10 protein-coding genes are annotated in these 13,125 nt (G+C 69.0%); 7 read left to right on the plus strand and 3 right to left on the minus strand.

Annotated features, from left to right (window positions below; all coding sequences use genetic code 11):
- Positions 1-87: 87 nt before the first annotated feature.
- Positions 88-495 carry a hypothetical protein gene (locus SM757_RS06320; RefSeq protein WP_169806048.1) on the minus strand — a complete coding sequence of 136 codons (408 nt, stop codon included), beginning with the start codon at positions 493-495 and terminating at the stop codon, positions 88-90.
- On the opposite strand from SM757_RS06320, the gene SM757_RS06325 reads away from it, so the two are divergent.
- Positions 494-2,137 (plus strand): PAS domain-containing sensor histidine kinase, encoded by a 1,644-nt coding sequence (locus SM757_RS06325; RefSeq protein ID WP_322464808.1) that lies wholly within the window; start codon positions 494-496, stop codon positions 2,135-2,137. The genes SM757_RS06320 and SM757_RS06325 overlap by 2 nt on opposite strands.
- Before the next feature lie 24 nt (positions 2,138-2,161).
- On the opposite strand, the gene SM757_RS06330 is transcribed toward SM757_RS06325, so the two are convergent.
- The gene (locus tag SM757_RS06330; RefSeq protein WP_322464809.1) at positions 2,162-3,055 is read right to left on the minus strand and encodes a LysR family transcriptional regulator; all 894 of its coding nucleotides are present in this window, start codon (positions 3,053-3,055) and stop codon (positions 2,162-2,164) included.
- Positions 3,056-3,245: 190 nt separating this feature from the next.
- Between SM757_RS06330 and SM757_RS06335 the strand changes: the two genes are divergently transcribed.
- Positions 3,246-5,771, plus strand: a complete 2,526-nt coding sequence (locus tag SM757_RS06335) for a PAS domain-containing sensor histidine kinase (RefSeq protein ID WP_322464810.1) — start codon at positions 3,246-3,248, stop codon at positions 5,769-5,771.
- Between the two features lie 227 nt (positions 5,772-5,998).
- On the plus strand, positions 5,999-6,820 hold the full coding sequence (locus tag SM757_RS06340; RefSeq protein ID WP_322464811.1) for a TorF family putative porin: 822 nt from the start codon (positions 5,999-6,001) through the stop codon (positions 6,818-6,820).
- A 262-nt stretch (positions 6,821-7,082) separates the two neighbouring features.
- Here SM757_RS06340 and SM757_RS06345 read toward each other — a convergent pair whose 3' ends face one another.
- Positions 7,083-8,105, minus strand: a complete 1,023-nt coding sequence (locus SM757_RS06345) for a helix-turn-helix domain-containing protein (protein WP_322464812.1) — start codon at positions 8,103-8,105, stop codon at positions 7,083-7,085.
- Positions 8,106-8,420: 315 nt separating this feature from the next.
- On the opposite strand from SM757_RS06345, the gene peaA reads away from it, so the two are divergent.
- The 4 genes from peaA to peaD all read left to right on the plus strand — a co-directional run bounded on the left by peaA (position 8,421) and on the right by peaD (position 13,125).
- On the plus strand, positions 8,421-10,055 hold the full coding sequence (gene peaA / locus SM757_RS06350) for a quinohemoprotein amine dehydrogenase subunit alpha (protein WP_322464813.1): 1,635 nt from the start codon (positions 8,421-8,423) through the stop codon (positions 10,053-10,055).
- 183 nt (positions 10,056-10,238) lie between these two features.
- A complete protein-coding gene (gene peaB / locus SM757_RS06355; RefSeq protein ID WP_066342874.1) occupies positions 10,239-11,672 on the plus strand; it encodes a quinohemoprotein amine dehydrogenase maturation protein in 1,434 nt (477 codons plus the stop codon).
- The gene (gene qhpC / locus SM757_RS06360) at positions 11,669-11,989 is read left to right on the plus strand and encodes a quinohemoprotein amine dehydrogenase subunit gamma (protein WP_084268057.1); all 321 of its coding nucleotides are present in this window, start codon (positions 11,669-11,671) and stop codon (positions 11,987-11,989) included. Before peaB ends, qhpC begins: the two co-directional genes overlap by 4 nt.
- A gap of 29 nt (positions 11,990-12,018) precedes the next feature.
- A complete protein-coding gene (peaD, locus tag SM757_RS06365; protein WP_066342876.1) occupies positions 12,019-13,125 on the plus strand; it encodes a quinohemoprotein amine dehydrogenase subunit beta in 1,107 nt (368 codons plus the stop codon).

Consider the following 13,125-nt stretch of genomic DNA (forward strand, 5'->3'; position numbering starts at 1 on the left):
AGGCGCCCGAGCTGACGGTTGTGGCGTCGTTCTGTGTTTTCCCCGGACGGCAGAGCGCCGTCGCGGGAATATGTCCTTCGGTGTCTCTCAGTATTTCTGATATTCGACGCGGCTTTGATTCCGGGAAAATGTCACGGCGGAAATTTTCAGTTGACCGATGATGCAAGCCCGCGCCGTGTGCGCGTGGCGCGGCCCAGCTTTCCTATTGATTTTTTCCTGCCGATCCGGTGTTCTCGATGAATTTGTTTTTTTCAAGCCTTGGGCGAGAAATCGGGCAGGCAGCGGCTGCGGCCCTCGCGCAAACAGGCCGCCGGCCCCATGGCCGCGCTGTCCGGCACCACGGCCATGGGCATGGCGCCCAGTGATTTCGAATGTGACGGCAGCGGCGCCGGTGGAGGAGTGCGGCGCAGGGAGCAGGGCTTGCCCTGGCTCCGTGACGCCGCAGGTTTTCATGAGCGGGGCGCGCGGCGTGCTGCCCCGGGAGAGTTGCCGCATGGATGACGCCTGGCCCCCGGCCGAGCTCATCGCCGCGCTGGACCTGGCCTCCGTGTTCGTCCGGGGGCCGGACGGCACCGTCCTTCACTGGTCGCGCGGCTGTGAGCGCCTGTACGGCTGGTCGTCGCAGGAGGCCATAGGCCGCAAGGCGCACGAGCTGCTGCACACCGAGTTCCCCGTGCCCCAGGCCGAGATCAGGGCCGCGCTGGAGCGCGACGGCGAGTGGAGCGGCGACGTGCGCAACACCACGCGCGACGGGCACGAGATCGTCGTGGCCGTGCGCAAGCTGCTGCGCCGCGACGACGGCGGCCGGGTCACGGCCGTGGCCGAGGCCGTGACCGACGTCACCGACGCGCGCCAGGCCAAGGCCGCGCTGGCCGAGCTCATCGCCACGCTGGAGCAGCAGGTGCACCAGCGCACGACCGAGCTGCAGCATCTGGCCGAGCGCGAACAGGCGCTGCTGGCCATCGCGGGCAGCGCCATCATCGCCACCGACCTGTCCGGGCGCATCACCTCCATCAACCCGGCCGCGGAGGCCCTGCTGCGCATGCCCGCCACCCACGCCCTGGGCCGGCTGGAGCTGGATTTCCGCGACCACGCCGAGCTGCTGGCGCAGCTCCACCGCTACCCGCGCGAGGTGCTGGAGCACTGCGGCCACCTGCCGCTGTGGCTGTCCACCGCGGCGCGCTCCACGCTGTCGGTCATGCCCGCGGAGCTCGAAGGCGGCCAGCGCAGCGAATGGACCTACGTGCGCGCCGACGGCACGCGCGTGGTCTGCCTGATGAGCATCAGCCTGCTGCGCAACACCCAGGGCGAGCCCAGCGGCTTCCTGTCCGTGATGGCCGACCTCTCCGAGCGCAAGGCGCTGGAGGAGCAGCTGCGCGAGCGCACGCGGCAGGCCGAGGCGGCCAACCGCGCCAAGAGCGCCTTCCTGGCGCACATGAGCCACGAGCTGCGCACGCCGCTGAACGCCGTGATCGGCCTGAGCGAGCTGCTGCGCCAGCGCACCACGCTGCCGGCGGACGCGGCGCGCTTCGTCTCTCACATCCACGACGCCGGCCAGCAGTTGCTGGCGCTGGTGAGCGACGTGCTGGACCTCTCGCGCATCGAGGCCGGCGAAATGGCGCTGGAGTCCGTGCCGTTCAACCTGCCGGCGCTGCTGGCCACCGCGCTGGACCTGGTGCGCCCCCAGGCCGACACCAAGGGTTTGATCCTGCACGCCGATGTCGCCCCCGAGCTGCCCGCCACGGTGGTGGGCGACCCGCTGCGGCTGCGCCAGGTGCTGCTCAACCTGCTGTCCAACGCGGTGAAGTTCACCGCGCAGGGGCGGGTGACGCTGCACGCGCACTGGAGCGAGCCGGGCCCGGGGAGCACCGGCGCGTCGATGCTGTGGCTGGACGTGGTGGACACCGGCATGGGCATCGCCCTGGCCGAGCAGCAGCGCATCTTCGAGCCCTTCACCCAGGCCGACGCCTCCATCACGCGGCGCTTCGGCGGCACGGGCCTGGGCCTGTCCATCGTCCAGCGGCTGGTGAAGATGATGGGCGGCACGGTGCGGCTGGAAAGCACGCCGGGGCGGGGCAGCACGTTCAAGGTGCGCCTGCCGCTGGCGGCGGCGCAGGACGGCGCCGATGCGGCGTGAGCGGGCGGTGCCTTGACGCCATCCTCAGGGCTGCAGCGGCGTGGCCTTCAACAAGTCGTGGAAGGCCTGCGCCGCCGGCGAGAGGCTGCTGCGCTTGAGGCGCAGCAGCACCACCTTGCGGCGCACGGGCGGGTCGGTGAGGGCGATCTTGCGCAGCCCCGGCCGGTCGCCCTCGCGGAAGGTGGAGGAGGGCAGGATGGCGCTGCCCACGCCCGCGGCCACCAGGTTGATGGCCGTGGCGTGGTGCTGCACCTCGTAGTTGCCGTGCAGCCGTATGCCGCGCTTGGCGAGCTGGTAGTCCATGAACACGCGCGTGGCCGTGGCGCTGCTCACGCCGATCAATTCCGCGCCGCGCATGTCGGCCCACGTCACGCTCTTGCGCTCCTGCAGCGGGTGGGGCTCGCGGCAGATGAAGGCCAGCGGGTCGGAGAACAGCACCGTCTCCTGCAGCTCCGGGTGCTTTTCGCCCAACACGGCGATGCCCAGCTCGGCCAGGCCGTTGAGCACGGCGGCGCGCACCTCGTTGGAGTCGCCGTCCAGCAGCCGCACGCGGTTGTCGGGATGGGACTGCGCATAGCTGCGCATGACCGCGGGCAGCAGGTGCGCGCTCATGGAGGGGATGCAGGCCAGGGTGACATTGCCGCGCGCGTGCTGCGACATGTCCTTGAGCCGCTCCACGGCGGCCGTCATGTCCTGGACGATGGCGCGCGCCTGCGGCAGGAAGTCGCGGCCCACGGCGGTGAGCTCCACGCGGCGCGTGGTGCGGTCCAGCAGCCGCAGGCCCAGGTAGGCTTCGAGCTTTTGCAGCCGCCGCGTCAGCGCCGTCTGCGTGATGTGCAGCTCGCGCGCGGCTTTGTTGAAACCGCCCAGCTCGGCGATGGCGACGAAGGCCTGCACGCCGTCGAAATCGATTTTCACGGGTGTCCGTCCAGCAAAGTCGGGGGCGCGAGCGTAGCGCGTGCGCCCTGGTGGACGGCCACCCTGCCGGGCCGGCGCGCACGTGCAGGCCTGGGCGAGCCAGGGGCGGGCCTGGGGTTTGCCCGCAGCGTGGGGCTCAGGCGCAGCGCAACGCGCGGGCGCCGGCGTCGGACGGAGGAAGTGCACCAACATGGATGACGTCAGGCTGGGGGCCCAGCGCGTGCTTCTTGCTGCCGCAGGCGAAGCGGCCGGAGCTGCCGGCCCCGTCGAGGCCCCGGGCCTGCCGGCTCGGGTTGGCTCGGCCTTGGGCGAGCTCACCGCCACGCTGGACCTGGCCTCGGTCTTCGTCCGCGCCCCCGATGGCACCATCCTCTACTGGTCCCGCGGCTGCGAGCGTCTCTACGGTTGGGCCCCGGACGAGGCCGTGGGCCGCAACGCGCACGAATTGCTGCACGCCGTGTTCCCCGTGCCGCTGGCCCACATCGAGGCCACGCTGGAGCGCGAGGGCGAGTGGACGGGCGACGTGCGCCACACCACGCGCGACGGGCGCGAGATCGTGGTGGCCACCCGCAAGGTGCTGCGCCGCGACGCGCGCGGGCGCGGCGTGGCGGTGGCCGACGCCGTCACCGACGTCACCGCCGCGCGCCGCGACCAGGCCGCGCTGGCGCGCAGCATCGAGGAGGCGCGCGTGGACGCCGAACGCGTGCAGCTCGCCCTGGCCGCGGGCGCCATCATCGGCACCTGGCTGTGGGACCTGCCCACCGACACCGTCACGGTGGACGAGCGCTTCGCCCTGAGCTTCGGCCTGGACCCGGCGCTGGGCCGCACGGGGCTGTTGCCGGAGCAGGTCATGGCCAGCGTCCACCCCGACGACCTGGAGGGCCTGCGCGCCGCCATGGCCGACGCCATCGCCCGCGGCGGCCCCTACAGCCACGAATACCGCGTGCGCGGGCACGACGGCATCTACCGCTGGATACAGGCCAACGGCCGCGTGGACCTCGCCGCCGACGGCACGCCGCTGCGTTTCCCCGGCGTGCTGCTGGACGCGGAGCGCCGCCGCGCCCTGGAGGCCGAGCGCGACCAGGCCCTGGACCTGCTGCGCGCCTTTGCCGACGCCGTGCCCGGCGTGGCCTACGCCAAGGACGCCCAGGGCCGCCTGCTGGTGGCCAACCGCGGCGTGACCGAGCTGCTGGGCCAGCCGCCGCAGCACTACCTGGGCAAGACCGACCTGGAGTGCCTGGACGACCCGGCCCAGGCGCGGGCCGTCATGGCCAACGACCGCCGCATCATGGACAGCGGCGTGGCCGAGCAGGTGGAGGAGGCGGTCAGCCGCGCCGACGGCACGCCGGCCGTGTGGCTGTCCACCAAGGCGCCGTTCCGCGACGCCCGCGGGCACGTCATCGGCATCATCGGCTCCTCGCTGGACATCACCGGGCGCAAGGAGGCGGAAGCCGCGCTGGCCGAGCTCAACGCCACGCTGGAGCGCCAGGTGCGCCAGCGCACGGCCGAGCTGCAGCGGCTGGCCGAGCGGGAGCAGGCCATCCTGGCCAGTGCGGGCAGCGCCATCATCGCCACCGACCTGGCCGGGCGCATCACCACCTTCAACCCGGCCGCGGAGGCCATGCTGCGCATTCCCGCCGCCCGCGCCCTGGGCCGGCTGGAGCTGGATTTCCGCGACCACGCCGAAATGCTGGCCCAGCTCCACCACTATCCGCGCGAGGTGCTGGAGAACTGCGGCCAACTGCCGCTGTGGCTGGCCACCGCGGCGCGTTCCACGCTGGCGGCCCTGCCCGCGGACCACGACAGCAGCCGGCGCAGCGAATGGACCTACGTGCGCGCCGACGGCTCGCGCGTGGCCGGCCTGGTGAGCATCAGCCTGCTGCGCAGCGCGCAGGGCGAGCCCAGCGGCTTTTTGGCCGTGGTGACGGACCTCTCCGAGCGCAAGGCGCTGGAGGAGCAGCTGCGCGAGCGCACGCGGCAGGCCGAGGCGGCCAACCGCGCCAAGAGCGCCTTCCTGGCGCACATGAGCCACGAGCTGCGCACGCCGCTGAACGCCGTGATCGGCCTGAGCGAGCTGCTGCGCCGGCGCACCACGCTGCCGGCGGACGCGGCGCGCTTCGTCTCCCACATCCACGACGCCGGCCAGCAGTTGCTGGCGCTGGTGAGCGACGTGCTGGACCTCTCGCGCATCGAGGCCGGCGAAATGGCGCTGGAGGCGGTCGTCTTCGAGCTGGCGCCGCTGCTGGCCACCGTGCTGGACCTGGTGCGCCCGCAGGCCGACGCCAAGGGTTTGGCCTTGCAGGCCGACTTCGGCGCCGAGCTGCCGGCGCGCCTGGTGGGCGACCCGCTGCGGCTGCGCCAGGTGCTGCTCAACCTGCTGGCCAACGCGGTGAAGTTCACTGCGCACGGGCAGGTGACGCTGTGCGCGCGCTGGAGCGCGCCGCACCCGGGAGCCACGGGCGCGTCGGTGCTGTGCGTGGACGTGACGGACACCGGCATGGGCATCGCCCCCGCGCAGCAGCAGCGCATCTTCGAGCCCTTCACCCAGGCCGACGGGTCCATCACGCGGCGCTTCGGCGGCACGGGCCTGGGCCTGTCCATCGTCCAGCGGCTGGTGACGATGATGGGCGGCACGGTGCGGCTGGAAAGCACGCCGGGGCGGGGCAGCACGTTCAAGGTGTGCCTGCCGCTGGCGGTGGCGCCTCCCGGGCGCTGAGTTTGTTTGTAGGAGACCCGTCTTCGGCAGCCTTCTTGGCCGTTTCTTGATAACCCGGCCTTTAATCCTTGCCGTTTCTTGACAGGCCATTTCTTTATCCTTTCCTATATTCCCCTGAAGCTCCCATTTCCAGCCGGATGAGCATCGGCCCGGTCCGGCATGCAGGGAGCCATTCCAGAGCGCAGGCACGGGAAGGCCGGGCGCTTCCATCCTTGGGGAAAAATCACATGACAAATTCCGTCAAGCAAGCCGCCGCGTGGGCGTTGGTTTCTCTGTCTATGGTTTCCGCCGCGCAGGCCCAGGATGCCGCGGCATCGGCTGGAAACCCGCCGTGGACCGTCACCGGCAACGCTTCGCTGGTTTCACAATATCTTTTTCGGGGCATCACCCTGACGCAAGGTAAACCCACGGTGCAGGCCGCCGTGGAAACCGCCCACGCCAGCGGATTTTATGCCGGCCTCTGGGGCTCGGGCGTGTCGCACGCGGCCTACAACAACGGTTCCGGTTCGGAAATCGATTTGTATGGCGGCTGGCGCAAGGACCTGGGCAACGGCTACGGGCTGGACACCGGCGTTTATGCCTACTGGTATCCCGGTGCCTACTACAGCGTGGACAATCGCCGCATCAAATACGATTCCGGCGAGGCCAAGCTGGTGCTTTCAAAAGACGCCTTCAACGTTGCCGGCTGGGTGGCGGTGAGCAAGCATTTCGCGGGGCTGGCGATCAACCCGAATACTGGCGAGGAGCAGTCCACGCGCGGGACGATGTATTTCGAGGTGAACTGGAATCCGGAGCTGGCGCCGGGATGGAATTTGAATTTGCACGCCGGGCGGCAAAATGTACGCCATCTGGGCGACTACAGTTTCACCGATGTGCGGGCCGGGCTGACTTATACGCTGGAGTCCTGGCAGTTTTCACTGGCCGCCAGCCGCAACAACGCCAAGGCCGAGAAAAGTGGAGTGCCGCTGTGGACGTTTTTTGATGCGGACGGGCGAGGGGAAAAGGTGGCGGGGACGCGGTGGGTGGCGAGTGTGAGCAAGGGGTTTTGAATTGGGCTTAAAGCTCGGGCTGTCAGTGAAGAAGCTTTAATAACTGCTTCGTCATTCCCGCGAAGGCGGGAATCCAGGCGGCCCCGCGTCAAAGCGTAGTGTTTGGGCAGGCCGGCTGCGTTTGGGTGTTGGTTTGCCTGCTATTGCGCTTGCGGCTGGTTTGGGGGCCGCCTGGATTCCCGCCTTCGCGGGAATGACGAATCTGAAAGTGCGGCATATTAGCTACCGGCTGCCGGTTGGAAAATAATTTCTAAATTTCATTTCAATCATTCACCAACCACCTTACCCTCTTCAACCCCGGCGATTTCTTTGCCGTCTCCGACGGCAATTCCCCGAACAATTCCTTGTAATAGCAGGAGAACATGCCCAGGTGCCAGAAGCCCCAGTGGTGCGCCGCGGCGGAGACCGAGGGCGCGTCGCCCTGCAGCAGCGCGCGCCGCACGGCGTGCAGGCGCACGTTGCGGATGAAGGTCACGGGGTTCACGTCCAGCACCTGCATGAAGGCGTAATGCACGCCGCGGCGGCTCATATTCAAATAGGCACAAAGCTCCGTCACCGTGGGCGGCGTTTCGCGATGGGCCAATATGAATTCACGCGCCCGCTCGACGATGGCACGGTGCACGCGCAAGGCGTCGCGTTCCACGCGCGGGTTTTCAAAGGCGCTGCCCAGCACGTCCAGGCAGGTTTCGGTGATGGCCTCCGACATGCGCCGCGTGGCCGCCTCGTAATTCAAGGCGTCCGGCGCATCCAAGGCCGCCAGCATGATTTGATGCAGGCCCGCGCGAAACCGCCGTGCCGCCGCCTCGTCCACCTTCTTGACCCGCTGGCCTTCGAATAACTTGTCCGCATCCACGCCCAGGATCTGGCTGGCCGAGCGCTGCATTTCGGCGCGGTCTATGAAAGCCACCAATATGTCCGACTGCAGGGGTGTGCGCAGCCGTGCCGCCTCGCCGCGGGGCAGGAGAAACAGCTTATCTGCCTCCAGCGGCCGGTTTTGCCAGGTGCCGCCCGCGTGCGCGGCAATGCCTATGGAATAACAATCGGTGAGCGGCTGGCAATTCTGGTCCACCGCCTGCGACATGGTTTCGCGCAGCAATTGAACCGGGCCGAGCGACAAATCCACGGTGCGGCCCAGGAACTTGCCGTTGGAGAGCTGCGTATATTCCTGTGACCATTTGCTCAAGCTGTAAGCCTGGACCAGGGGATCTTCGCTTTCCGTGGAACTGATGGCCGCTGCGGGCGCCGTGGCCGGCATGCGCCACGATGGTGAAACGGTGCTGAGCATGGAGGTACTTCTGTGGGGATGGGCAGGAACTCGCAAGGCCTGTGCCATTGCCGCCACCCTGCAGCCATGTTAGGCGGCTTTTTCCTGGCGGCAACGGGGGATTTCCTCAGGGCGGGTTCATTCAGCTTTGCCGTTTCTTGATAAAGCTCGCCGGCCGGTTTGCCGTTTCTCGATAACGGGTCAGGCCTGAAATTCGTAAAGTGCTTGCACGGCCACGGTGCATGCCCAAAGCTGGTTCACGAAAATGGTGAACGGCACGAATTCCTGGGCTTGCCGTGGCCTGGAAAGCCGATTCAACAAACCCAGCAGGCCTTTATGTCCAGAGTTGGAATTCGCCCATTCAAATGCCATGCCCTTGCCTGGGCCGCCGCCACCCTCCTGGGTTTGAGCGGCACATCGGCCTCTTTCGCGGCCGAGCCGGTGCTCTCCGGCAAGGAATTGATCAACGCCAAATGCGCGAGTTGCCACGCCGCCCAGGGCGACGGGCGCTGGTTTCGCATCAGCGAGGGCCGCAGAACCCCCGAGGGCTGGGACATGACTGTGGTCCGCATGGATTACGCCCACGGCGTGAAATTGACGGCGGAAGAACGGCAGCAGGTCGTCAAATACCTGTCTGACCATTTCGGCCTGGCGCCTTCGGAAACTCAAAATCACCGCTACATCCTGGAGCGGCAGCCCAATGTCCTGGAAAAGCCGGGCCATCCACTGCTGACGGAGATGTGCGTGCGCTGCCACTCGGCCGCGCGCATTGCCGTGCAGCGCCGCACCGAGGACGACTGGCGGCGCCTGGTGAATTTCCACGTCGGCCAGTTCCCCTCCATCGAATATTCGGCCGGCGGGCGCGACCGCCATTGGTTCGACATCGCGTCCAAGGACGTCGTGCAGGTCCTGGCCAGGCTCAACGGCTATGAGTCCGGCGCCTGGCGCGACTGGCAGGCCACCCCCGCGCCGGACGCCAGCGGCCGCTGGCGCCTGGCCGGCTACCGGCCGGGTCACGGCGCCTACGAGGGCGAGGCCGACATCCGCCGCGCCGACGGCGAGGACCGCTATGCGCTCAGCGTCACCCTGCGCTGGGCCGACGGCCGCAGCGAGTCGGCGCAGGGCCGCAGCATCGTCTACGGCAAGCACGAGTGGCGCGCCACGCTGCAGCAGGCCGACGGCACGGCCGTGCAGCAGGTGATGAGCATCGAGCCCGGCGGGCGGCGCATGAGCGGACGCTGGTTCCTGGTGGCCCAGGACGGCCTGGGCGGCGACCTCGTGGCCGTGCGGGCCGACGCGCAGGCGCCGTCCGCCGTGCTCTCCGTGGTGCCCGCCGCGCTGCGCGCCGGCAGCACGGAAAACATCACCCTCCACGGCGCCAACCTGGCCGGCGACGTGGTGCTGGGCCCCGACCTGCGCGTCCTTGAAATGGTGTCGCGCGACGCGGACAAGGTCGTCGTGAAAGTCGCGGTGCGCGCCGGTGCCCGCGACGGGCTGCGCAGCGTGCGCGTGGGCAGGGCCCAGCTCGCCGCGGGCCTGCCCGTCTACCGGCAGGTGGACTACGTGAAGGTCGAGCCTGAGCACCCCATTGCCCGCTTGGGCGGCAACGGCGGCTCGCGCGCCAAGCTGCCGGCGCAGTTGGAGGCCATCGCCTACGCCGCGGGGCCGGACGGCAAGCGCGGCACCAAGGACGACCTCCGCCTGGGCGCGCTGCCTGCGCAGTGGTCGCTGGACAACCTCACGCCCGCCGCGGCCGAGATGGGCGACGCCGACTTCGCCGTGGGCCGCATGGAGCCCAACGGCCTGTTCTGGCCCGCGGACGCCGGCCCCAACCCCCAGCGCAAGTTCGGCACCAACAACGCGGGCGAATTGAAAGCCACGGCCAAGGTGATGGACGGAAACCGCTCACTCAGTGCCTCGGTGCCGCTCTTCGTGAGCGTGCAGCGCTGGAACGACCCGCCCATCCGCTGAGTGCGACTGCTGCCCGCAGCTGCAACCTCACCCCGTCATGCCGGCGAAGGCCGGCATCCACGCGGGCCGGGATGTCGCCCGGTGTTCGTGGATCCCGGCCTGCGCCGGGATGACGAGGCCAGGTGTCAGCTTCCGGCGTGCATGGCCTCTGCCCACCCCTTTCCCTTTGCCTGGAGACCCTTCATGGCCCCCTTGCATGTAGACACCCACAGCTTCCACGACCTGAAGCTGGCCGACCGCCGCGTGCTGCTGCACATCCCCAGCACCGGCCTGTTCGACCTGGACCCCGTCACCGCCGACGTGCTGGATTTCGTCCGGCCCCTTTCCACCGTGCAGGCCGACGAGCTGCGACAGCGCTTCGACGGCCAGGCCTCGCCCGCCTCGCTCAGCGGCGCCATCGAGGATTTAAGAGCCCTGGGCGTGCTGCGCCCCGACCCGGCCGCGCCGGACCACGGGCCCGGCGTCAAGGTGACCGAGTTTCCGCTCAGCACCCTGGTGCTCAACGTCAACACCGGCTGCAACCTCAGCTGCACCTATTGCTACAAGGAAGACCTCACCACGCCGTCCAAGGGCCAGAAGCTGGCGCTGGAGACCGCCGAGCAGGCCATAGAGCTGCTGCTGCGCGAGGGGGCCCAGCGCGAGCGCGTGAGCATCGTCTTCTTCGGCGGCGAGCCGCTGAGCAACATGCCGCTGATCCGCGCCGCCACGGCCTACGCCGAGCGCCGCTGCGCGGAGGAGGGCAAGGCGCTGGACCTCTCGCTCACCACCAACGCCACGCTGCTGACCGAGGAGCTGATCGACTGGTTCGACCAGCACCGCTTCGGCATCTCCATCAGCATGGACGGCCCGCAGGCCGTGCACGACCGGCGGCGCAAGACGATTGGCGGGCAGGGCACGTACGAGGTGGTCGCGGCCAAGACCCGGCTGCTGCTCTCGCGCTACCGCAGCAAGCCGGTGGGGGCGCGCGTCACGCTCACGGCCGGCTTCACCGACGTGGAGGCCATACACCGCCACCTGAAGGACGAGCTGGGCTTTGCCGAGGTGGGCTTCGCGCCCGTGACCAGCAACCCGGTGGACACCTTCAACCTCGAAGGCGCGGAGCTGCGCGCGCTGTTCGAGTCCATGAAGCGCTTGGGCCGCGCCTACCGGGACGCGGCGCTGCGCGGGGAGAACATCGGCTTCTCCAACATGCACCAGCTCATGAGCGACCTGTACGAGGGCCGGCGCAAGGCGCTGCCCTGCGGCGCGGGCGTCGGCCTCCTGGCGGTGGACCACCAGGGCGAGCTGAACCTCTGCCACCGCTTCACCGGCTCGGAGCTGCCCACCTTCGGCAACGTGCGCGAGGGCATAGACAAGGCGCGGCTGGGCGGCTTCATCGAGGACGCCATGGACCGCTCCGGCCGCGGCTGCTCCACCTGCCGCATCCGCAACCTCTGCGCCGGAGGCTGCTACCACGAGTCCTACGCGCACTTCAGCGACCCGCACTCGCCCGTCTACCACTACTGCGAGCTGCTGCGGGAGTGGGTGGACTTCGGCATCGAGGTCTACCTGGACCTTTTGGAAAAGAACCCGTCCTTCTTGCATCGCCACGTCAGCCACAGGAGCACCGAGCTGTGAACCGCCTCAAGCCCCTCAACAAGAAAGCCCACCAGATGGACCAGGCCCCCGGCGAGGAGGGCGTGCAAAAAGTGGTGGCGCTGTCCACCACCGTGGTGGGCTGCACCACCACCTTCGACCCCGGCTGGGAGCTGGACGCCTTTGGCGGCGTCGCGGGCCTGTGCCAGCCCATGGAGGCCGACCTCTACGGCTGCTCCGACCCCTGCTGGTGGCCGGCGCAGGTGCCCGACAGCATGAACAGCTACCGGAGCTGGAGCGAGGGGGTGGACAGCGCAACGCTCGACTGGGCCAAGCTGCAGTCGGTGTTTCCCAAGTGAGCGCGCACCCAACACAGGAGCAACACCCGATGAAGCATTCCCGTTCCACCCGCCTGGCGCTGCGTGCCGGCGCCGCGGCGCTGCTGGCCACGCTGGCCGCGGCGGCTGCGGCCAAGGATTTCATCGTCACCGCCTGCCGGCCCGGCACGCTGGTGGTCATCGACGCGCAGGAGCGCAAGGTGGTGCACGCCCACCCGCTGCCCAACGGCTCCAGGAGCCACGGGCCGGGCGCCGTCGTCATCTCGCCGGACGGCAAGGTGGCCTACGTGCTGCACAACCACTGGGAAACCGTCTCCGGGCTGGACATCGACACCGGCAAGGAAGTCTTTCGCGCCGAGCTGTCGGCGGGGAGCCTGCGCGGCAAGTCCTTCAACGGCATGGACTTGAGCCCGGACGGCAAGGAGCTGGCCGTCTACGTGGTGCGCAACGAGATCCTGCCCGGCGAATACCAGGCGCAGGCACCGCACATCGCCGTGTTCGACACCTCGGCCGGTGTGGGCGCGTTGCCCGTGCGCACGCTGCCCGCGCCGCGGCGCGTGGGCAACCTGCTGTGGGCGCCCAACGGCAAGACGCTCTACGCCTTCGGCTGGGAGATGCTCAAGCTGGACCCGCAGACCGGCGCCGTGCAGGGCATGCACCCCTTCCGCACATGGAAGCGCGCCAACTTCGGCCAGGCCGACACGCTCAACTTCTGGCCGCAGCACGAGCAGACGCAGGTGTTCGTGTCGCCCTACTTCGTCCCGCGCACGGACAAGAAGGCCGACAGCCCCGAGGCCGTCAAGGCCGGCCTGTGGACGCTGGACCTGGCCACGGACAAGGTGCGCTTCAAGGAGTTCGAGAACGCGTCGGTGGTGCTGTTCTCGTCGGTGGTCAACCCGGCCAACCGCGACGAGGTGTTCACCGTCTTCAACCAGCTCACGCGCACCGACCTGCGCACGGGAAAAAGCGAGCGCGTGGACCTGGACCACTCGTTCTACAGCGTGAACATGGCTTCCGACGGCAGCGAGGTGTACGTGGGCGGCGCGCAGGGCGAGGTGGCGTTCTACGACAGCCGCACGCTCAAGAAATTGGGTGCCGTGCAGATGCCCGGCAGCGCGGACCAGTCCGCCGCCTCCCTGCGCGTGGTGCGCCGCTGA

It is taken from the genome of Azohydromonas lata (assembly GCF_034427735.1).
Lineage (GTDB): Bacteria > Pseudomonadota > Gammaproteobacteria > Burkholderiales > Burkholderiaceae_C > Azohydromonas > Azohydromonas lata.

Bases quoted from the DNA above. Each gene is read 5' to 3' on its own strand.
- SM757_RS06325 (WP_322464808.1), top strand. From the start codon at position 494: ATGGATGACGCCTGGCCCCCGGCCGAGCTCATCGCCGCGCTGGACCTG.
- SM757_RS06320 (WP_169806048.1), bottom strand. From the start codon at position 495: ATGCGGCAACTCTCCCGGGGCAGCACGCCGCGCGCCCCGCTCATGAAA.
- SM757_RS06335 (WP_322464810.1), top strand. From the start codon at position 3,246: ATGGATGACGTCAGGCTGGGGGCCCAGCGCGTGCTTCTTGCTGCCGCA.
- SM757_RS06340 (WP_322464811.1), top strand. From the start codon at position 5,999: ATGACAAATTCCGTCAAGCAAGCCGCCGCGTGGGCGTTGGTTTCTCTG.
- SM757_RS06345 (WP_322464812.1), bottom strand. From the start codon at position 8,105: ATGCTCAGCACCGTTTCACCATCGTGGCGCATGCCGGCCACGGCGCCC.
- peaA (WP_322464813.1), top strand. From the start codon at position 8,421: ATGTCCAGAGTTGGAATTCGCCCATTCAAATGCCATGCCCTTGCCTGG.
- peaB (WP_066342874.1), top strand. From the start codon at position 10,239: ATGGCCCCCTTGCATGTAGACACCCACAGCTTCCACGACCTGAAGCTG.
- peaD (WP_066342876.1), top strand. From the start codon at position 12,019: ATGAAGCATTCCCGTTCCACCCGCCTGGCGCTGCGTGCCGGCGCCGCG.